The organism is Paenibacillus sp. FSL F4-0236 (assembly GCF_038000135.1).
Taxonomy (GTDB): Bacteria; Bacillota; Bacilli; order Paenibacillales; family Paenibacillaceae; genus Paenibacillus_AQ.
This window is the reverse complement of sequence record NZ_JBBOBK010000001.1, coordinates 5,478,115-5,499,240: the sequence shown is the minus strand read 5'-3', so window position 1 is coordinate 5,499,240 and position 21,126 is coordinate 5,478,115. Positions and strand designations below refer to the sequence as shown.

The window sequence follows — 21,126 nt, the reverse complement described above, 5'->3', positions numbered from 1 at the left end:
TGTCTAACACATATGAAGTAAAAAGCAGCCTAACCTCTAGCTCTACTTACGGGGAAGAGGGGAAAGCTTCTCAGCTTGCAGACCCATCTTCTTGAGCAGAGTGATCATTTGTTCCTTCTCTTCATCATTCAGTCCGCTGAAAGCAAGATGAAGACGCTCTGAGTATTTCGGATACATCTCATTCATGAGACGTTCGCCTTCCGCGGTCAACTCTGCGAAAATCACACGACGATCACTTGGACAAGGCTTGCGTTGCAAATAGCCGCGTTCTTCGAGCTTGTCGATAACGTAAGTCACGTTGCCGCTCTGTAGCAGTAGTTTGGCACCAATTTGTTGAATGGGCTGTGGTCCCTTATAGTACAACACTTCCATGACGGCAAAGGCAGTAGGGTTAAAACCTTCAATTTTGCTGCCGGTAACAGCATGCTCATTAATACTCTTGAATGATTTGGCAAATACCCGGTACAAATGTAGTGTTAATTGTGTATCACGTTCATAAGATTGTATCATGCTTCTCCACCCTCTATCGTTAATCATGTGAACTCGTCGCACGTCTGTAATCATATTAATTAGTGCACGGTTTACCTGTGCAACGAACTTTGAGATAACAATAGAATACGTGAAAGATCGAATGAAGAACATGTGATTTGTCACAATGAGCAACTTTTAATTATTAAAAATCAAACAATTTTTTGAAGACGCTGAAATTGAATGTTTTTTTACTTCAGTCTCTGAAAGGATATCAATTTCATCCCCCGGTTCAGTGTTATTTACGCCTCCAGACGGATGAATGACAATCCCCAATATTTTACTATTATTTCATTGAGAAATAGTAACGGGGAGTGAAGGAAGGATGGAGGAACATCATATTGATGATTTAAAAGAAAGTAAGCTAACCGCAAATAAACCATTCATGCTGCTTATTGCGGCACAGCTTGTATCGAATGTAGGAGACTGGTTGCATATACTAGCGCTACTGACAATGGTAGGGTTTAAATGGAATGCCACACCGTGGGAAATTACGGCTATATCTTTATGTATGGCAGTGCCTTTGCTCTTAGGAGGACCGTTTGCAGGTTACTTAAGTGATAGATTTAACCGCAAGGCACTAATGATTGGTTCGGATATAGCCCGTGCAGCGGTTGTTATTTGCTTGGTATTTGCAGGCTCGCTGTGGCAGGTTTATGTGCTGCTGCTGGCTAAGGGATGTATGGATGTGTTGTTCTCTCCGGCCAAAAGCGGAAAGATTAAGGAACTTGTTCCTGCGGCTCAGATGGATAAAGCAATGGCGCTTAGCTCATCTATAGAGCAGATAACTAAAATCGTGGGTCCAGCTCTTGGTGGATTGCTAGTTGCAGCCTTCGGCATATCTGTTTGTTATATGATCGATTCTGCTACGTTCGTTTTATCGGCGATTATTTTGCTTGGATTACCGCGTACAGCTGCGATTAAGAAGAAAGATACGGAAACAAGCAGGGGGGATACGGAGGTGCGTAACTCCTTCCGCCAAGAAATGTCGGCAGGTCTGCATGTGATTGCAGGAATGCCTGTAGTGCTGTGTGGCATTGTTATGCTGGTACTGGTGCTGCTAATGCTACAGATCGGAGACTCTCAGATTGTAACGTTATTCCGGGAGATTCCAGGTGTGAACGGAGATCTGCTGGGGTGGTGTGTAGCAGCCAGTGGCTTTGGAACCTTGCTATCTGCACTGCTTGTAAGCCGATTAGGCAGTGGTAAGCATCCGCTTATTTTTATGGGATTAGGGGCTGTAATCATGGGCGTTGTCTTCTCAAGTGCAGGGATCGTAACTGCTCATGGTCAAGCCGGAATCTGGATGAACATTGATTTGTTTGGGTCCTTCATGTTTGCGGGTGTGGGTGCAGGACTAGCGTTTATCCCCTTCAATTCAATGCTCCAGCAGCGGACACCTGCGGAATACACGGGTCGTGTATTTGGAACCATAGGCAGCCTGACAAGCGCAGCTGTTATTCTAGGACCTGTAGCCGGTGGAGCCTTAGTGACAGCATCGGGGCCGGTATCTGCCTTTATTCTATCTGGTTTGCTTACAGGATTGCTAGGACTAGGGCTGTTAATGCTGCGTGGTAAAATCGAGCGCAGGGATGAAGCGGCGATCAAGAAGCAGGAAGGAATAGCTGCGACGAATAACATGGACCTTGTAGGACAGACCTCCCTTTGATGGGAGGTTTCTTTTATTCGCTATTGCGCAGGGCTTAAGTTATTATTGTGAAAAAAGCAGCTTGATTATTTTTAGGAAAAATATATAGTACGATTAGATAAGTTGCGATTGCCTCTGTTGATCATTTGAATATCATTCATATACGCAATAGGGAATGCAATTTATAATAGTATTTATTAGAAGTACTAGGAGATGGAGAGTATGGAAAAAGAAGAAACTACAGTGGATACCGAGAGCTATGACGACATTGTGCTCGATGTTGAGATCGATGAAGCTGGCTATGAAGCGGGAGATCCTTGCATATTCGATATTTCTTTTCAAGTGAAGCGAGGTCAACTGCTCGGACTGATCGGACCTAATGGTGCTGGGAAAAGTACAACCATTAAGACCCTGCTTGGTTTGTTGAAGAATACCAAGGCTAAGGTGTCTTTTAGTGGAGTTAATAAATCTTACGCTTATGTACCAGAGCAACCTGTGTTTTATGAGGATTTGACATTGTGGGAGCACTTGGATTTAGCGGCCGCTGCCTATGGATTGAAGTACGAACAGTTCGAAGAAACTGCTGAAAGACTGTTAAAGCAGTTTGGTATGGGCCATGTGCGCAATGATCTTCCAGCTGGATTCTCTAAGGGCATGAAACAAAAAATGATGCTAATGCTTGGCTTCTTGGTACAGCCAGATGTTTATATTGTGGACGAGCCATTTATTGGTTTAGACCCCCGCGCCACTAAAGATTTCCTGCGGTTGCTAGAAGCGGAGCGGAAGCGCGGAGCTGGTGTATTAATGTCTACGCATGTACTGGATACAGCAGAGAAGATATGCGATGATTTCGTATTGATCTCCGGGGGAAAGGTTGCCGCCTCAGGAACACTCGAAGATATACGTGATTATGCTGGACTGCCGGAGGCGTCGTTGTTTGATTGCTTCGACGAATTAACATGAGTAAGCAGGGACAGCGGGCGTTTGCTTTTTCTAACGCTAAACAACTATTCAGACGGCGGCTATTCTCTCATTGGCGTGAGCAATCCGCTATTATCCGTACGGCGGCTGATTGGACTGTTCTTTTATATATTCTTATTCCCGGGGGATTATTGGGAGGGCGTTTGTATTATGGGTTCTGGAATGAGGCGCTACCGGCTTGGAGTGTGAATTTGCCGTTTATGCTCATTCCTTCATTATTAGTGCTCTTGATCTGCAACGGGGGCTTGGTGCTGTTATTGCAGGAAGGCGATCTATTATTTCTTAGACAACGGCAACGATGGATGAATACGATCTTATTTCGCGGGTTGCTCTACAGCCTGATTGTAACCTCGCTGAAGTTCTGTGTAGCTTTTGCACTGTTACTGCCTTTTCTGATTCGGGGATTTGAGATGACGTCATCGGAGGTATGGGCGCTATTCGCTCTGACCTTGGCGTGCAGTTGGTGTGTTAAGTTACTTGGACATCTTGTAAAAGTACAGAAGCAAGGTTGGCGTCGCTGGTTATGGCTATTTTTGGCGATCTCCGTCCCGAACGCTATTTATTTCAGAGTAGCTAGCCTTTGGAATGATCGCCCGCTCATCATATTGCTGAGTGCAATTGTATTCACAGTCGTTGCAATATTTGCTTTCCGGTGGCGCTTATTGATGCGTGGGACATTTATGAACGATGTGCGCGAGGACTACAAGCAGCGAATGAAGATAGCGGCCATACTGCTCCGCCATGTTCTGGATAAACCTCGCCCGACTCGCCATAAGCCATGGATTTTCCGGAAGTCGCAGCCTTTGCTTAAGTCAAAGACTGCCGAGAGCCGTTTCTCTGCGGCAGCAATTAAGGCACTCATACGGAATCCGGCCCATTTAAAGCTTTACTTGGCTTTCACTGCCGTGTCCGCGGTAGCGATCCTTATCATTCCATCGGGATTTAAATGGCTAGGATTTGTAGTATTAACATCGCTTATGACTTTTTGGCTGTTTTCGTTCTGGTCTTTGTTTGTTGGAGATGATTACATTGGGATACTTCCATTTACGAAAGAACAAAAGGCTGAAGCGGGTATGCATGCGGTCCCTATTTTATTACTTCCCTTTACAATGATTACCTCCGCACTAATCTGTCTCTCTTTATATGGATGGTGGGGGATCATCTTGTTCGTACCGGTTGGATACATGGTTGGACTCTTTATCAGCAGAATATTTGGTACGTTCCGATTGGGCAAAGATTGATAGATAGATAAACAAAACAGCGTGACTTGAGAAGCCTCTCAAGTCACGCTGTTTTTAGTTGCAACGCATTAACTAAGGCGAAGGTCAGCGGCATGTTTGCCTGCTGTATATCCAGTAGAGAACGCTGCTGTAATATTGTAGCCACCAGTGTAGCCATGGATATCGAGTACCTCTCCACAGAAGAATAACCCTTGCATAAGCTTAGATTCCATTCTTTTGGGATCGATCTCTTTCAGATTTACGCCGCCGCCCGTAACAAAGGCTTCGGACAGGGAGCGGGTTCCATGAACATTAACGGGCATCCTTTTCAAGATACCTGCTAGCGCATGCAATCCAATCTTGGATACATGATGACCCGTAATATCTCCATCCAGGTCAGCTTTAGCTAACAAGAGGGGAATGAGACGTTCTGGCAGCAGCCCCTTTAGTGAATTGCGGATCGCTTTCTTTGGCTCCTGGTCCAGCTTGTCCTGCAGCGATGATTCCACTTCTTGCAAGTTCAGATCAGGGAAGAGATCGATGGACATCTCAACCGTGTCATTCCCTGATTTACGCTGGACCTGTCTCAGAAATTGGCTGCAGCGCAGTGCAATTGGCCCGGATAATCCAAAATGGGTGAAGATCATATCTCCGCGATGAGAAATGACCTTCTTTCCTTTTGGATTCCATACAGTAAGTGCCACATCGCGTAGCGACAATCCTTGCAGCTCACCGGATTTAATCCACTCTTCCCGTGAAATAATCGGTACCTCTGTCGGAAATAGCTCAGTAATGGTGTGGCCTGCGGCTTCAGCCCATGGGTACCCATCTCCAGTAGAACCGGTCTGAGGAACGGACTTTCCTCCGGTGGCGATGATTACGGCAGCACTGGAAATCGTTTTGCCCGAGCCTAGCTGAACGCCTTTAACAGCCCCTTCTCCATATATTACACGTGAAACAGGACTATCCGTCATAATCTGCACACCTAGACCCCGTACTTTGTTGATTAAGGCGGAGACGACGCTGGAGGCCTTATCGGAGACGGGAAACATCCGTCCGTTGTCTTCTTCCTTTAATGCAATGCCTAAGCCTTCAAAAAAGGCAATGATATCTTGATTATTAAAATGGTCGAAGGCGCTATACAAAAACCGCCCGTTTCCCGGGATATGGGAGATTAACTCATCTCTCTCCTTGACGTTCGTTACATTGCAGCGTCCGCCACCAGATATTCCGAGCTTTCGTCCTAGCTTAGCTCCCTTGTCGATCAGTAGTACGGATGCCCCGTGTTCTGCTGCGGCCACGCTTGCCATTAATCCCGAAGGGCCGCCACCTATGACGATCACATCGAAGTTGCTCATGAAATTTTACTCCTTTACATGTTAAGACACGGGTGTTACTTCGTGTTTTCCTAACGGAATCATACCATTCTGACTGTCATGTAACCAGTCTTGTCCGCTCACTTGGTTATAATCGTTGTCAGGAGAGTAATCCTGTGCTTTAATCTAGTCATGTAGGGGAATTTGTCCATTTTGGGGTGTGATTGTAATTATTGGCGCAATTAAGGATATATTATTGCAAATATCGGCAGCATGCTCCTTTCTATTTCTGATTCAGTGGTGGGTGGACCGAGGGCTTGTGGCTCGAAAAAAAGGTAGTTTCCCGGATAATCAAACTTTTTTGGTTTTGGCGTGTGCGTTAAGTCTTATGTTATGCTCTCTTCTTTCGACGACTTTATTCGGTATTGCTTATTTGAATTTAGGAATGATTCCTGCTTATATCGGTATTTTATATGGAACTGTACGTTCAGGCATTCTGCTGTCCATCTTTTTGCTTGTCTGTAATATATTCATTGCAGAGCCAGCAGGAATAAGTAATATGATATTAAATTCAGGAATATTATTATATCCGTTGCTGTTTGGGCTGGCTAAGCCTTTTAAGAAAGGCACAGTGGTAGAGAAGATAGGTATGTTATGGATGGTTCTTTGTCCGAATATGTTGTTCATTGCACTTGTGCCTATTATAGGTGGAAAAAATATATATGAGGCTCATTCTGGCGAGTCACTTTTGATTACTTTGTATCTATTTTTCAGCATCGCACTAGGCGGTATTTTTGTTTATTTTGTTGAAATGGTCTGGAGTAGTTGGCGGGCTAAAATACATATGGAAAGTATAAGTGATAATTTCCAGTGGGAGTCTGAGAAGCTGCAGCAGATTACAAATGTAGTACCTCTGAGTATTATGTCCCTGGATGATCACGGAGTTGTGACCGACCTCAATGATTGTATGTTGGGAATGGCACGAATGCATTATCCCAATTTGAAAAGGGAAGATATTATTGGCAAGCCGGTTAGGGAATTTTTTAATGGTTCAGCGGATGTTGATGCATATATGAGGGTACGGGATAACATTCAGCATAAACGGCGTTCCCATGAGCGAATGATTCATGGAACGCGGATCTATCAAATTTATTCAGCACCACTAATGCATAAGAACTCAGGATTAACGAGTGGAGTGGTACTCATTGCACAGGATATTACGGATGAAGTGAAACTCCGCTCAGAGCTGGATCATGTGGAACGTTTGAGCTTAGTAGGGCAGATGGCAGCCGGAATTACCCATGAAATTCGTAATCCTATGGCGGTAGTTCGCGGATTTTTACAGCTAATGAGAGAAAAGAGCTCGGATGACTTGGATTCTTATTATCAGATCGTATTGGAGGAGCTGGATCGGGCGAATAGCATTATTAATGATTTCCTATCGCTGGCGCAAAGCCGGATATCTGATAAGGAGAAAGTGCTATTACACCGAGTTATAGAAGAAGTCAGTCCGCTGCTGTGGGCGGATGCTAATCTTCGTGGTCAAAGTGTTGAGCTAAAGCTGAACGCATCCATCCATGAATTGGAGTTAAACGTTCGGGAAATCAAGCAGCTTATCCTTAATTTAGGCCGCAACGGCATGGAGGCTATGGGATCCAAGGGGATTCTGACACTGGAAACACATAGTACTCAGGAACAAGTGGAGCTGATTGTAAGGGATAGAGGAATAGGTATGTCGGACAGTCAACGAGAGAAGTTGTTTTCCCCGTTCTTCACAACAAAAAGGGAGGGAACGGGTCTAGGGTTATCCTTGTGTCTCAGTATTGTGGAAAGGCATAACGGTAAAATAACTGTAGATTCTGTAGAAGGAGAGGGTACAGTATTTACCATCACATTCCCTTTAGTAAAGGAAGAATATAGCGAAGCCATGCTTGCGGATTGAATCAGGTTACTGTAGCATCTCTTGCTTTCACAGAGTATGAATGTATAATAAAGTTAGTAAGTACTGCTGTAATGTTATCTGACAAAACAGTAATCAGTGAAGGAGAGTGCAGAGAAATGTCCATGTCTTTTAATCAATATATGAGAGATTCGATTCAGCCTATGCGTGATGACCTTACAAGCATTGGGTTTCAGGAGCTTATGACTCCAGAAGAGGTGGAAGCCACTCTTCCTACCGCAAAAGGTACGGCGCTTGTAGTCGTGAATTCGGTCTGTGGTTGTGCCGCTGGACAATGCCGTCCTGGTGTAGCTCAGGCATTGCAAAATGAGATCGCTCCGGATCACTTGTTCACAGTGTTTGCAGGTCAAGAGAAAGAAGCTACTGCTAAAGCGCGTGAATATTTTGCTCCTTATCCGCCATCTTCCCCTTCCATCGCATTGATGAAGGATGGAGAGCTCGTTCATTTTATTGAACGACATAGTGTTGAGAATCGTTCGGCTGCTGAAATTGCTGCTGAGTTGAAAGAAGTTTTTGATCGTTTTTGCAAGTAAAAAAGTTATTCCATATAATCTCGCATTAGTCGGTAATTCGGCTGTTGCGGGATTTTTCAAAATATAAGAGCGATAATGGGATAGAATATACTTAGAAGCATAGAGCTTCACTTGGTATGGATATTTTGATGATATGGAACCATTTCTGATGGAACGGGGTGTGGTTTGTGAGTTTACAGGAAGAAATTATTGCTGATCTTGGTGTGAAGCCAACGATTGATGTAGAAGCAGAGGTACGCAAACGGGTTGATTTCTTAAAGTCGTACGTGCTGAAGGCAGGTGCTAAAGGATTATTGATCGCCATTAGCGGCGGGGTGGACAGCGCGGTAGCTGCGGGTCTGTGTAAGCAGGCTACGGACGAGCTGTCGGCTCAAGAAGGCACAGAGTATATTACGCTTGGAGTATACCAGCCATATGGTGTTCAAGAGGATATCCAGCACAGCTATGATGTCGCAAAAGCTTTTAATCTGACCCATACCGTGGAGACAAACATTGAGGAAGCTGTAAATGAGATTGCGCTTGAAGTTGAGCATAGCCTGAAGTCCTTGGGCCAACATCGTCATATGACCCATCAAGGCAAGGGGAATGTTAAAGCGAGAACACGTATGGTTATGCAATATGCGCTCTCTTTTGAGAACAATCTGATTGTAGTAGGAACGGATCATGCTTCAGAAGCCATTACGGGTTTCTACACCAAGTGGGGGGATGGTGCTGTAGATATTACACCTCTATCCACACTTAACAAACGTCAGGTTCGTCAATTAGCGGCTCATATTGGTGTGCCTGCGGATATTGTTACTAAAGCACCTACGGCAGGCTTATGGCCGGGGCAGACGGATGAAACCGAGCTGGGCATTACTTATGACGATAATAGCGATTATTTGGAAGGCAAACAGGTTAACCCAGAGGTAGCGGAGAAACTCGAGAATTACTACCGGAGAACGGCGCATAAGCGCAATGTCATTCCTGGAATTTAGAATAGGTAGAAGTAGAAACCGCCACGGGTCTGCGTTGTAGCAGCTCTCGTGGCGGTTTTTTGTGAGATGGATAAGTTACAAGAATCTTAGTTAGCCAGCGTTTGATCGATAAAATTAGTGGTCGAAGCAATCGCAAGCTCCAATTGTGGGGTAGTGCCGGCAAAAGGATGCACAGTACCGAAGGTATGATTACCCTCAGGAATATGAACCCAGTTAATATCGGGCCGGAGTTCAGTGAGCTGCTCAGATCCTTGCCGGAGGTGCGCTCCATCCAGACTGCCTTGAATAAGAACAACTGGGAAGGACGCTGTCTTCATACGTTCAAGGATATTATAACGTTCTTTTTGGTTCTCCATATCTTCTAAAATAACAGCATCCAGCGGCATTTGTTGACCCGTGCGTGCATTAAGGACGTGGGTTCGTCCTGTTTGCTTCATCTCCTGCTTTTGTTCTTCCGTCAACAAATCGAGCTTCGTAACCCCGTTCCAGGAGATGACCCCGCTAACTTCACTGGGATGGTCAAGCGTGTAGACCAGACAAATTCCCCCTCCAAGACTATGTCCTAGAAGGAATAAGGGTAAGCTGCCGAATTTCGGGTGCTGGCTAAGGTAGGACAACAGTATTTCCATGTCCTTCAGCTCGCGACGAAAGGTGTTGCGGGCGAATTTTTCAAGCTCGGTAAAATGCAGCAGATCCTCTCCGATTCCAGCATGAGAGAAGTTGAAGGTGATCACTTCATGATCTTGGCTGAGAGTAGTGGCTATGTAAGGAAACATCCCCCAATCTTTGAAGCCCTTGTAGCCGTGTGCAATAACGATAAGGCTCTTAGGTGCTTCTTGGGCAGGAAAGTGTGAGCAGCGGAGAACAGCGTCTTCACCAGCGGGTATTTCGAAATTACGATGCTGCATAGGGTAATCCCCTCTCTCTATATATAAATGAAGTAAATCAGCAAGTCCATCACGAAGGCGCCTAGATAGACTTCCAAAGCATTTTCTTTTAAGATAGCAGAAAGAATCTTATAGGACTATAATTTAAAATTGAAATGAATGACCTGTATAATGATCATACCATTATTGAAGTAGTATAGGATACACGTCCATAAGGAGCGTGAAATTTTGATTTACGGAATCGGACATGATGTGTTAGAAATTGAGCGAATCTCAGAGGTAATGCGCAGGGGACAGGGTAAGAAATTCAACCAGCGCATCCTAACGGAGCAAGAGTACCAGCTTGCTGAGCAACGAGGTGGAAGGTTGGCTGAGTTCGTAGCCGGGCGTTTTGCTGCCAAGGAAGCCGTTGTGAAGGCTTTAGGTTGTGGCATTGGTAATGTGGTTGGTTTTCAGGATATTGAGATATTACCTGACCGTAAAGGTAAGCCGGAAGTAACCTTATCATGCGAAGCCTGGAGCAGACTAGATCTACCTGAAGGACAGAAGTATACCATTCATCTTACGATAACACATGGCCGTGATTTAGCTTCAGCTTTTGCGGTGGTGGAGGAGCTAGGTTCATGAATTGAACCGTGATTATAGAAGGGCAAGGAGAGTTACAATGAAACAACAAGAACGACAGGATTTGCAGGAACGAGAAGAAGGACGAGAGTTAAAAAAAGGACAAGATCTGCAAAATCAAGATGAACGACCAAAACAGCTGGATTTTAAAGAAGGACAAGATAAACAAGATCAGGAGTTACGAGAGGCCAAGCAATATTTCAGTTATTATTTGCTGGAGTGGTATCAAGGGCAGAAGCGGGATTTGCCTTGGCGCAGGCACCGCAATCCTTATTATATTTGGATTTCTGAAATTATGCTGCAACAGACAAGGGTAGATACGGTAATCCCTTATTTTAATCGTTTTATTGAACGCTTTCCGACGGTGGAGTCACTCGCTGACGCCCCTGAAGAAGACGTGCTTAAGTGTTGGGAAGGCTTAGGATATTATTCCCGCGCACGTAATATACAGCATGCAGCCAAGCAGGTAAAGGAGCTTTATGGTGGACAGGTGCCGAATGACCGTGATGCGGTGTTCAGCTTAAAGGGAGTGGGTCCTTACACAGCAGGGGCTATTCTCAGCATCGCGTTTAATCGGCCAGAGCCAGCGGTAGATGGTAATGTAATGCGGGTGTTGTCCCGATACTTCCTCATCGAGGATGATATCGCTAAGGGACCCACCCGCGTGAAAATGGAGCGCCTGGCGGCTGAGCTGATCCCGGAGGGGGAAGCTGCCTCATTTAATCAGGCGCTTATGGAGCTCGGGGCGCTCGTATGCACCCCGAAATCACCGAGCTGCTTAACCTGCCCGGTGATGGAGCATTGCGCTGCGCGCCTGGCGGGCTGCGAGACTTCGCTGCCCGTCAAGACCAAGGCCAAGCCGCCGCGCCCAGAGGAGCGGCTGGCGGCCTTAATCGAGGGCAGCGGTGCCCACGCGGGCCAAGTGCTCATCCGGCAGCGGCCACAAAGCGGGCTGTTAGCCCGCATGTGGGAGCTGCCGCATTGGCAGGCGCCGCCAGCGGAAGGCGGCGCTAAGAGCGCGCGGCTGCCGGAGGCCGCGGCGCTGGACCGGCTGCGCCGGTCACTGCGGCAGGCCGGGATCTCCGCCCGGCCTGAGGAGCACTGGATGGCTGCTGAGCATATCTTCAGCCATATTGTGTGGACCCTGCAGGTGTATCGCTGCAGGGAGGAGGACGCCCTTCCGCTGCCAATAGCGGCAGAAGGACGGGCAGCCTACACCGCGGATGCAGGCCTGTTCCCAGAGATGGACAGCAGCGTGCCCGTCGAGAAATTTGAGGACGGTAATGCTAGTCCAGAGGATGGCGGAGCCGTGCGCTGGATCAGTCGTGACGACATGGCTAATTATGCGTTCCCTAATGTCTTCTTGAAGCTGCTGAACCTTTATTTCGATGAGCAGGAAGAGCTGGCGAAGTCGGGGAAGTAGCAGATTATCCGATGTGGCAAAAGAATGAGTTGTAAGAGAAGCAGCAGATATACGAGAAGTGCCTGAAGTAAGCAAAGTACGCTGAAGTCGATGAGTAAGAAACGCATCCAAAGTCTCTGGAGTAGGAAATATGTTAAATGCGTCGATTGTGCTGAGCGAGTTGAATATGTAGATGTTTAAGATGTGATGAATGCGTCGATTGTGCTGAGTGAGTTGATACAGTTTGATGTGTTGAATATATAAGTTATGTGTGAAGAGAGAGTGGCGTACGCATCTAAACATGATCACTTATCTCATCCCCGTGGTCAGTTTAAAGGGAATTCCTCCCTATAAACTGCCTGTGGGGATCTGTTTTTGATCTTTTTAGGGAAAAACTCCCTTTAATTTGGGTGAATACCTGTATTATGCTCCAATATGGATGATTTAGAGGGAGGATTTCCCTAATTACTCGTATTTAAGTGTTTATGAGCAGAATTAGAGGGAGTTATTCCCTAATTAGAAGCAGAATGCCTCATTTAGGCGTCTTTCCAACAGCGGTACGATAAAGGGCAGTCTCGTTCCACACTCATTGATCTGCATTCAAGCGGCGTAAAAAAGCGATGTCCGAGGATAATGATCTACTCTATTTGTTTCTAACGAACCCTGTTTCTAACGAACCCTGTTTCTAACGAACCCTGTTTTTAACAAATCTGCTTCTAAACGAAATTAGTCTCAAACAAACTCTCTACACACCCACCCAAATAAACGACCCAAACACAAAAGAAGGTATCCCTTAGCCATAACGGCTCGGAGATACCTTCTTTGTTTATACTTAGTTAAGCGGTAAATCCACAGCCTTGAAGGCTATGACTTTATCCGTAATTTAATTCCTTATTTCGAGCTTTCGTAACGTTTGCCAACTTCTTCCCAGTTTACTACGTTCCAGAACGCTTTGATGTAATCAGGGCGTTTGTTTTGGTAGTTCAGGTAGTAAGCGTGCTCCCATACATCAAGTCCGAGGATTGGAGTAGCGCCTTCGCTGATTGGGTTGTCTTGGTTAGGTGTGCTTGTTACTGCCAGTTTGCCATCTTTAACAACTAGCCAAGCCCAGCCACTGCCGAAACGAGTGGTTGCTGCTGCTGCGAAATCTTCTTTGAATTTTTCGAATCCGCCCAGTTCGCTGTCAATAGCTGCTGCAAGTGCGCCAGTTGGTGCGCCGCCGCCGTTTGGTCCGATAACTTCCCAGAACAAGGTGTGGTTAGCGTGTCCGCCACCATTGTTACGAACAGCAGTGCGGATAGCTTCTGGTACAGCGTTCAGATCTGTAAGAAGTTCTTCGATGCTTTTGCTTTGCAATTCAGGTGCCTTTTCCAAAGCTGCGTTCAGATTAGTCACATATGTGTTATGGTGTCTATCATGGTGAATTTCCATCGTCAAAGCGTCGATGTGTGGTTCGAGTGCGTTGTTTGCATAAGGAAGTGCTGGTAATTGAAATGCCATGGAAAAATCCCTCCTGAGTATATTAGAATTTGTATAGATAAAGAACTTCGGCGGTTTATCGTCAAAATTCTTTATTGTTGATATGTACTATAGGGTATCTCCCAATAGGATACTTTAATTAAACAGTATCTGGATCAATAATGCAACACTAAACAAACATAAATGTTTATAAAGTATGTTGGGAGTGTAAACAGGATCATCAATTGTATTTAAAATGTTAAAATAAAGAGCCGTCACCCCATAGACATAACTCTGTATAATTACCCTTATAATGAAACAATGAATCTCAGCCAAAATGTAAACGCTTGATATTAAGCGCTTTCAAAAGAAAAATGATGATATCACGAGAAAAGTGTGCTTTAATAGATTTAAAAGCAGGTATTCCTCGGTATTTGATGCTTTTTTTTATTTTCTCAATGTTAAGGGAACCCCTTCTTTTTGTTAAATTCATAAGCCATAGACAAGGGAGATTTTAAAGAATGCACGTTCGTTCCTTTCAATTAAGCGACGTTAGCCCTGTGACTGATTTGCTGCAAACAGCATTATCGGAAGAATGTTTCGAGAACACTATCGAGCCTTTCTCCAGGCAGCTTTCATGGGATTCAGATCTCATTGTAGTTGCGGAAGATGAAGAAGAAATTGTTGGAGCACTGATTGGTACGATTGAGAAAAACCACGGTTGTTATTTCCGGATTGCTGTACATCCTGATTATCGCCGCAGAGGAGTCGGTAGAAGTCTGGTATCGGCTATGGAATCCAGGTTTCAAGCTCGTAAGGTTAGTGGTATCTACGTAGCCGTCGATGAGCATAATTCTTTTGCATTGCCATTGTATGAAGCTATGGGATATAGCGAGAATCAAATTTTTAAATCTGTCCGGAAGCTGAGCATTGTTGGGTAATTTTGATCACTCAGATGCGTAAGCGGAAACATTTACTAAATAAAGAACTATAGTTGATGATATAGTCTGTTTCATTCATACTCAAGCGTATTTTCCAGAAGTCCATTACTAATGGCTGGGAGATATGCTTTTTTATTGTTATAATATCTGCAAGTATAGACATCAATAATTGAGAATAAGAGGTGACATATTGAGTCAGGAGTCCCAAGTAGAGTTCATGCGTAATCGGAAGCAAAGACATAGATCCTCCAGATCAAACAAAGGCTTTGGTGGTCGTTTGGCCGCGGAATTGAAGGATTGGTTGCTTACAGCGGTAGTTGTCTTTGCGGTAATGTCGGTTCTTAATATTTTTGTGTTCAATATATCAACGGTTAAAGGTCAGTCTATGCAGCCAACGCTTGTGGAAGGTGAGAGGCTCTTTATTAATAAGCTTTCATTGATGTTTGTAAACCCAAAACACGGGGATGTCGTCATTCTTCATGATCCTAGCACTGGACCAAGTCGGAAGGACTTTTTAGTGAAACGAGTCATTGGCATACCTGGAGATATCATAGAAGTGAAGGATCACCAGTTATATGTGAATGGAAAAATAGTGAATGAGCCCTATATCGATACTGAGATTGAAGACCCGGATTTCGCTGCGTTAACTGTGGAGAGCGGAAATTATTTTGTCATGGGAGATAACCGTCATGCTTCAGCAAGCAAAGATAGCCGTTATTTCGGCTCCATCCCACAGGACATGATTGTAGGCAGGGCGGATTATATCTGGTGGCCGCTGTCTAAACTGAAAGGGTTATAAGAATTATATCGATAACATGAAAGGAGAAGGCGGAAATGAACAATACATTTCAGTCACCGTATGCTCCCCCGCCTTCCAAGTGGGCACAGCTTAAAGCGGAGATTCAGGAGGCTGCGACGTCACTCGGTATTGATGATATCGGGTTTACTACAGCAGAGCCTTTTTTATATCTGAAAAATATTTTGCAAGACCACCGAGACAAAGGATATGAATCTGGTTTCGAGGAACCGGATCTGGATAAAAGGACAATCCCCGCTCTGAGCTCTGGGGACAAGCCCTTATCTATTATTTCAATTGCTGTGGCCTATCCTTCCAAAATGGAGAATCCTCCGAAGTCTGAGCCAGGTGCACGAAGAGGTATTCTCGCCAGAGCATCATGGGGCAGGGATTATCATCATGTGCTGAGGGAGGCCTTGAGTAAGCTAGAGGACTTTATTCATGAGCGTGTGCCGGAGGCTGTACTGGAAAGTATGGTCGATACCGGTGTGCTGGTAGATAGAGCGGTTGCGGAAAGAGCAGGAATAGGCTTCAGCGGCAAAAACTGTTCCATCATCTCGCCCAAATGGGGATCCTGGATTTATCTAGGGGAGATGGTTACGAACATTCCGTTTGCTCCGGATGAGCCTGTTGAAGAAGGCTGTGGGGAATGTACCAAGTGTATTGATGCCTGCCCAACCGGCGCGCTGGTGGGTCCGGGTCAACTTAACGCGCAGGCTTGTATTTCTTTTCTGACGCAGACCAAAGGATTTCTGAGTGATGAATACATGACCAAGATTGGCAACCGTCTATACGGCTGTGACACCTGCCAGATTGTATGTCCCAAGAATCGTGGGAAGAACTGGAATCATCGCCCTCAGATGCTGCCTGATCCTGAGATCGTGAAGCCATTGTTAATGCCAATCCTGGATCTTAGCAACCGTGAATTCAAAGAGAGATTCGGAAATAGCTCTGCTGCCTGGAGAGGCAAAAAGCCGATGCAACGAAATGCGATCATCGCTCTCGGTAATTTCAAGGAAGTAGAAGCGGTGCCAAAGCTAACAGAAATTGTTCTGAAAGAGTCGCGGCCTGAGATGCGAGGCACTGCTGCTTGGGCGCTGGGACGCATCGGTGGTGAGGAGGCTCTAGCTGCTGTTGAATCGGCTTTAGAGCGCGAAGAGCATGACACGGTAAAAGAAATGCTGAGCTGGGCACAGGATGTGCTCCTTACTGCGAAGCAGGCACGAGAGGACAGCGATGTTTAATGAAGGAAAAAGATCATAGACAGGTTGCATATTCCCAATTGCTGTCCAGTTCTCGAAATGCTATGATAGATTCGCGTGCCATATGGCGATGCAGACAATAGAGTGTAGAGGTGGGCTTTAGATGAATATCGCATTACCTATTATTACATTGGTCGTAGGTCTCATCGGTGGATTTTTTATCGGTGTGTATTATCTGCGCAGACAAATGACAACTATGCAGAATGATCCTGAAATGCTGCAAAAGGTTGCGAAACAAATGGGTTATAACCTGAATGGGAAACAAATGCAACGTGCCCAACAGATGATGAAGAATCAGAACCAGACAGGCGCCCGACCAGGAGCAGCTAAAGGGAATAAACGTAGAAGTAAGTAACCGGGTCCGGATAGAAATTATACGGGTGCGGAAGGGGGAGACATCATGGGGAACATCAATGAATACGTGAACGGTAAAGTATCAGAGAACCGTGAGCAAATCGAGTATCACGTTGAGAAAATATTAGAATTAATCGGTGAAGATACCGGCCGCGAGGGACTGCTTGAAACACCAGCACGTGTTACGCGGATGTACGAGGAGATATTCGGCGGTTATTCGATAGATCCCCGCGAGGCGCTCGGTGTTACTTTTGATGAGTCTCATGAAGAGCTAGTGATCGTGAAGGATATCGTTTATTACAGCCAATGTGAGCATCACATGGCTCCATTCTTCGGTAAAGTGCATATTGGATACATTCCGAGCGGACGGATTGCTGGACTCAGCAAATTAGCTCGCCTAGTTGAAGCAGTGAGTCGGCGTTTGCAGGTTCAAGAGCGCATTACGACGCAAATTGCGGATATTATGACGGAGGTACTAAGCCCTCACGGCGTTATGGTCGTTGTGGAAGGTGAACATCTTTGTATGTGCGCACGTGGAGTGAAGAAGCCAGGAAGTAAGACGGTAACCATGTCTACTAGAGGGGTCTTCCGGGAGGATGCCGCCGCTCGTGCGGAGTTTCTGAGCTTGATTAAAGAATAGTATATAGAGGTGTCTATACCTCGAAATTAGAAGGACCCATCATTCACTTTTTGTGAACGATGGGTCCTTTTGGGGCAATATAAGCGAATAGAAGTGATGTCTTCTACGAAGTGGTAAGAGATCAGTAAGGCTTCCATGCCAGTTTACTGGCAGCGGCATAACGCTCTGACACATATGGCCAGTTGACGACCTTCCACCAATCGTTAATATAATCCGCACGATTATTCTGATGTTTCAGATAGTAGGCATGTTCCCATACATCCAAGGCCAAGAGCGGAACAACGTCCCATTGCGATAAATTTTGATGTTTTTCCGCAGTGAGAATTTCTAGTCTATGGCTGCGTGGGCTCCAGACGAGAATGGCCCAGCCGCCACCTTCTACTTTATTCGCAGCTTCGGTGAACTGTTTCTTGAAGCTGTCATAGCTTCCAAAGCTTTGTTCTATAGCTTCTAGTAAAGCACCTGTTGGGCGGCCCCCACCTTGCGGAGACATCACGTTCCAAAAGATCGTGTGAAGATAGTGGCCTGCACCATTAAAGGCTAATTCTCTCTCCCAATGTTTAACGAGATCGAAGTCACCGTTCTTACGGGAATCTGCTAATTTAACTTCAGCCTTGTTTAATCCATCTACATAACTTTGATGGTGCTTATCGTGATGAATTCTCATCGTCTTTTCGTCAATATAAGGTTCTAGTGCATTATAGGCGTAAGGCAAGGGAGGTAGCGTATGGCCGCCAATGGGTACCGCGTCGTTTTTATCGCGGATATCAGGAACAGTGTCAGTAAAAGTAGAGAATCCATCATTCCGCATAGTATCGTCTGTATCGATGTTTACGACATAATCCTCTGTATAATCGCGCATGACTTGTGATAGCTTTCCGGGCGAGCTGAGTGTCTGTAGTACGGCTAGGAAGTATTCTGATTCGCGAATAATATGCAGAATCACAGTAGTTGCAAGGGGGACGGCTTTGACCGCTGCGCTACTCTCCATGATGGCAAAGAGCTGCCGGACGAACTCTTGGGATTGATTGCAGGAGATATGTAGCAGTTTCTCCGTTTCCGCAGTGAGTTCTGCCTGTGGCGGAGGAGAAGCGGAAAGGGCAGCATTCAATAGCTGCTGTGCCGCCTGCTCAGTTGCACCAAAAACAACGGCCCATTCATCGAGGAGTTTCACATAAGGATCCTCTAATTTAGGTACGATCGCTTTGATGACTTCGGTATGCTCTTTCTCTTGTGTTTTCCAAAATACGATTTCTTCCAGGATACGTACTGGCAGCATCGGCCCGTATACATATAGCATGCCAAGAAAACCTCCCGTGATATGTCTTTATCAGTCCATTATATGAACGGTCTTGGAAGGTTATGAAGAACATAAACTTAGAGTGCCTCTTTGGCTTCTTTCTTTCCTGGGGATGAAAACAGCCTCTTCCTAGGGCGCGTTCTTTCTGTCCCTGGAAGAGGCTGTTTGTATGGTTATTAACGCTTAGTTAATTACTTGCCATCGCCGGCTGATCGCCATTATTATTTTTGGCCAGATGGACATTCCCTAAAAAAGCGGAGACCCGCCGCAAATACTCACGGGGATGCTCGCGGAACAACAGCTCATGATGACTACCCTCGATGATCCAGGAATCAGAGAACGGATTGTTCTGATTTGCTGCTAGTTCTTCGGCAATAGGATAAGGGGCTTTATCGTCTTTGGTTCCATGCATGAAAAGGATAGGGAAAGGATAATCTTTGGATTTAACCTTTGCATAAGGAATCTGATCTAGTCCCGTACCGTTCAGTACCGGGAACAGCATTTCCATGATCGCCAGGGAAGGCTGGCGCGGCAGATCGATATTCTGCTTGATATTATGATACAGTGTGTCTGGTTCTAGCAAAAAGGTACTGTCCAGAATCATCGCGTCGATGTCCTCAGATACTAATCCTGCCTGCAGTGCTGTGCCAGCCCCCATGGAGAAGCCCCAAACAACGAGCTCTTTAGCCCCGCGTTCCTTCGCGAAATCAATGGCGCCTAGAAGCTGCTGGGATTCTTTTTTGCCGCCGGTTGCAATATCCTTATTACCTTGGGCAGCAAATCCGTAATCAAACATTACGACATTGAAATTCAGACTGTGTGCATAGTGAGCGAGATCGTACATAGGTACCCAAGACTCTTCGCGGTTGGCACCATAGCCATGACTGAATACAATAGTCTTAGTAGCATCCTTGGCTGGAATATACCAGCCGTTCATCAGGCGACTGCCATCCTTAGCTGGGAAGGTTACATCCTCGTAGGCGAGGCCTTTGGCCATCATAGGATTGGAGTACAGTGGCGCGACGGTTGGATTGGATAGCACCCAAGCGATGTAGCCATGAAGCGAGACAAAACAAAATGCTAAAAAGAAAAATATAGATAATAGCAATGCAACGATAATATGCTTAACACGGATCATCCGCAGCGATAGTCGTGATGAACTGCCCTGTTTAGGTAGTTTAGGACGACGGGAGACTGACGTGCCGGCTCGGCTGGTTGTCAGATCCATAAGGTCCCCTCCTAAGTATGATGTGAGTACTAGTGCCTAGGATAATTTGTCGAAAATGATACTAAAGCATTAGTATATTTAATATGTTTATCGTAAGTTGAAGCACTTACAAAGTCAATGAATTGGACCGTTTTGTAATGTAACTGTAAAGTGCGGACCAGTCTTTTTCGGCTCAGTGAATATACTGGACTTTCCGTAGAGTTTTGCACTAAGATAGAGTTAGTTATAATGTAACCGCGTTTCATTTGATGAAACACGAAGGGGGATTACTGTGGAGGACCGAAAGCTAACGGTACGCGCGGTAGAACGTGCGCTTGATATATTACTTTGTTTTACGCAGGACAGAGATTTAGGGTTAACGGAGATCGCATCAAAGATTGACTTACATAAGAGTACAGTCCACAGATTGCTGGCAACACTAGAGGAAAAGGGCTTTCTTATTCGCAATCCGGCGACAGAAAAATATAGGTTGGGTATACGAATCTGGGAGTTGTCTACGCATCTGCCTGCTTTTGACGAGTCGGCAGCAGTATTGCTGCCATCTATGGAACGGCTGAGAGATCGACTCGGAGAGACGGTCAGCCTTTACTTACGGGATGGTATTGAACGCGTACGTATTCAGGCGGTACAGAGCCAGCAAGCGATTCGTAGAGTTGCACAGATCGGTGCGAGGCTGCCATTATCCGTAGGGGCGTCGAGTAAGGTGTTAGCAGCGTATGCACCACCTGAGGTGTTGAGAGAGCTGCTGGAGAGTTCGGAGTGGCCGGATTACGTTGAGAAGAGTGTATACAAAGATCAGCTTAATGAGATCATACGGCTGGGGTATGCCACGAGTTTCGAAGAACGTGAGTCTGGTGCGGCCGCTGTGGCGGTACCAGTCACAGGCCGTAGTGGAAATGTGATTGCGGCGTTATCGCTGTCAGGGCCGGTCAGCCGCCTGTCTAGGGATACGTTAGTAGAGTATGCCGCCATCTTGAAGGAAGCAGCAAGTGAAATGGGCATGATGATTCCATAGCCCAACATGAGAAAAACGGCCAGTCTCCGGATGATCGGAGGCTGGCCGTTTAATAT

General features: G+C 45.8%; 19 protein-coding genes and 1 pseudogene. 14 read left to right on the top strand and 6 right to left on the bottom strand.

Annotated features, from left to right (window positions below; all coding sequences use genetic code 11):
* Positions 1-42: 42 nt before the first annotated feature.
* Positions 43-510, bottom strand: coding sequence for a MarR family winged helix-turn-helix transcriptional regulator (locus tag NSQ29_RS24510; protein WP_042123913.1), 468 nt, complete (start codon positions 508-510; stop codon positions 43-45).
* Between the two features lie 343 nt (positions 511-853).
* Here NSQ29_RS24510 and NSQ29_RS24505 point away from each other — a divergent pair, with 343 nt between their 5' ends.
* The 3 genes from NSQ29_RS24505 (at position 854) to NSQ29_RS24495 (ending at position 4,398) form a co-directional block, all read left to right on the top strand.
* The gene (locus NSQ29_RS24505) at positions 854-2,197 is read left to right on the top strand and encodes an MFS transporter (protein ID WP_341126322.1); all 1,344 of its coding nucleotides are present in this window, start codon (positions 854-856) and stop codon (positions 2,195-2,197) included.
* A gap of 201 nt (positions 2,198-2,398) precedes the next feature.
* The gene (locus NSQ29_RS24500; RefSeq protein ID WP_042184638.1) at positions 2,399-3,139 is read left to right on the top strand and encodes an ABC transporter ATP-binding protein; all 741 of its coding nucleotides are present in this window, start codon (positions 2,399-2,401) and stop codon (positions 3,137-3,139) included.
* Positions 3,136-4,398 (top strand): ABC transporter permease, encoded by a 1,263-nt coding sequence (locus tag NSQ29_RS24495; protein WP_339268577.1) that lies wholly within the window; start codon positions 3,136-3,138, stop codon positions 4,396-4,398. Before NSQ29_RS24500 ends, NSQ29_RS24495 begins: the two co-directional genes overlap by 4 nt.
* Positions 4,399-4,466: 68 nt before the next feature.
* On the opposite strand, the gene NSQ29_RS24490 is transcribed toward NSQ29_RS24495, so the two are convergent.
* On the bottom strand, positions 4,467-5,735 hold the full coding sequence (locus tag NSQ29_RS24490; protein ID WP_341126321.1) for a BaiN/RdsA family NAD(P)/FAD-dependent oxidoreductase: 1,269 nt from the start codon (positions 5,733-5,735) through the stop codon (positions 4,467-4,469).
* A gap of 178 nt (positions 5,736-5,913) precedes the next feature.
* Between NSQ29_RS24490 and NSQ29_RS24485 the strand changes: the two genes are divergently transcribed.
* From NSQ29_RS24485 to nadE, 3 genes are all read left to right on the top strand, one after another.
* A complete protein-coding gene (locus NSQ29_RS24485; protein ID WP_341126320.1) occupies positions 5,914-7,635 on the top strand; it encodes a two-component system sensor histidine kinase NtrB in 1,722 nt (573 codons plus the stop codon).
* Between the two features lie 116 nt (positions 7,636-7,751).
* On the top strand, positions 7,752-8,186 hold the full coding sequence (locus NSQ29_RS24480; RefSeq protein ID WP_042184644.1) for a BrxA/BrxB family bacilliredoxin: 435 nt from the start codon (positions 7,752-7,754) through the stop codon (positions 8,184-8,186).
* Positions 8,187-8,353: 167 nt separating this feature from the next.
* Complete coding sequence (nadE, locus tag NSQ29_RS24475) at positions 8,354-9,163, top strand: ammonia-dependent NAD(+) synthetase (RefSeq protein ID WP_042184646.1); 810 nt, start codon at positions 8,354-8,356, stop codon at positions 9,161-9,163.
* 86 nt (positions 9,164-9,249) lie between these two features.
* On the opposite strand, the gene NSQ29_RS24470 is transcribed toward nadE, so the two are convergent.
* Positions 9,250-10,071 carry an alpha/beta hydrolase gene (locus NSQ29_RS24470; RefSeq protein ID WP_341126319.1) on the bottom strand — a complete coding sequence of 274 codons (822 nt, stop codon included), beginning with the start codon at positions 10,069-10,071 and terminating at the stop codon, positions 9,250-9,252.
* Between the two features lie 207 nt (positions 10,072-10,278).
* Here NSQ29_RS24470 and acpS point away from each other — a divergent pair, with 207 nt between their 5' ends.
* Complete coding sequence (gene acpS, locus NSQ29_RS24465) at positions 10,279-10,677, top strand: holo-ACP synthase (protein WP_076300164.1); 399 nt, start codon at positions 10,279-10,281, stop codon at positions 10,675-10,677.
* A 37-nt stretch (positions 10,678-10,714) separates the two neighbouring features.
* Positions 10,715-12,097: an A/G-specific adenine glycosylase gene (mutY, locus tag NSQ29_RS24460; protein ID WP_341126318.1), complete on the top strand. Its 1,383-nt coding sequence runs from the start codon at positions 10,715-10,717 to the stop codon at positions 12,095-12,097.
* Positions 12,098-12,967: 870 nt separating this feature from the next.
* Here the strand turns inward: mutY and NSQ29_RS24455 are convergent.
* Positions 12,968-13,576: a superoxide dismutase gene (locus tag NSQ29_RS24455; RefSeq protein ID WP_076285882.1), complete on the bottom strand. Its 609-nt coding sequence runs from the start codon at positions 13,574-13,576 to the stop codon at positions 12,968-12,970.
* A gap of 479 nt (positions 13,577-14,055) precedes the next feature.
* Here NSQ29_RS24455 and NSQ29_RS24450 point away from each other — a divergent pair, with 479 nt between their 5' ends.
* The 5 genes and pseudogenes from NSQ29_RS24450 to folE all read left to right on the top strand — a co-directional run bounded on the left by NSQ29_RS24450 (position 14,056) and on the right by folE (position 17,527).
* Positions 14,056-14,475, top strand: coding sequence for a GNAT family N-acetyltransferase (locus NSQ29_RS24450; RefSeq protein ID WP_036676822.1), 420 nt, complete (start codon positions 14,056-14,058; stop codon positions 14,473-14,475).
* Between the two features lie 190 nt (positions 14,476-14,665).
* Positions 14,666-15,274, top strand: coding sequence for a signal peptidase I (gene lepB / locus NSQ29_RS24445; protein ID WP_042184655.1), 609 nt, complete (start codon positions 14,666-14,668; stop codon positions 15,272-15,274).
* A gap of 35 nt (positions 15,275-15,309) precedes the next feature.
* Positions 15,310-16,506, top strand: a pseudogene (gene queG, locus NSQ29_RS24440) (tRNA epoxyqueuosine(34) reductase QueG); the annotation flags it as partial.
* A gap of 130 nt (positions 16,507-16,636) precedes the next feature.
* Positions 16,637-16,888 (top strand): YneF family protein, encoded by a 252-nt coding sequence (locus NSQ29_RS24435; RefSeq protein ID WP_042123938.1) that lies wholly within the window; start codon positions 16,637-16,639, stop codon positions 16,886-16,888.
* Positions 16,889-16,933: 45 nt separating this feature from the next.
* Positions 16,934-17,527, top strand: a complete 594-nt coding sequence (gene folE / locus NSQ29_RS24430) for a GTP cyclohydrolase I FolE (protein ID WP_042123940.1) — start codon at positions 16,934-16,936, stop codon at positions 17,525-17,527.
* A 121-nt stretch (positions 17,528-17,648) separates the two neighbouring features.
* On the opposite strand, the gene NSQ29_RS24425 is transcribed toward folE, so the two are convergent.
* Positions 17,649-18,827 (bottom strand): Fe-Mn family superoxide dismutase, encoded by a 1,179-nt coding sequence (locus NSQ29_RS24425; protein WP_094877189.1) that lies wholly within the window; start codon positions 18,825-18,827, stop codon positions 17,649-17,651.
* Between the two features lie 187 nt (positions 18,828-19,014).
* The gene (locus tag NSQ29_RS24420) at positions 19,015-20,055 is read right to left on the bottom strand and encodes an alpha/beta hydrolase (RefSeq protein ID WP_042184661.1); all 1,041 of its coding nucleotides are present in this window, start codon (positions 20,053-20,055) and stop codon (positions 19,015-19,017) included.
* Positions 20,056-20,326: 271 nt separating this feature from the next.
* On the opposite strand from NSQ29_RS24420, the gene NSQ29_RS24415 reads away from it, so the two are divergent.
* On the top strand, positions 20,327-21,070 hold the full coding sequence (locus NSQ29_RS24415) for an IclR family transcriptional regulator (protein ID WP_042184662.1): 744 nt from the start codon (positions 20,327-20,329) through the stop codon (positions 21,068-21,070).
* Positions 21,071-21,126: the final 56 nt, after the last annotated feature.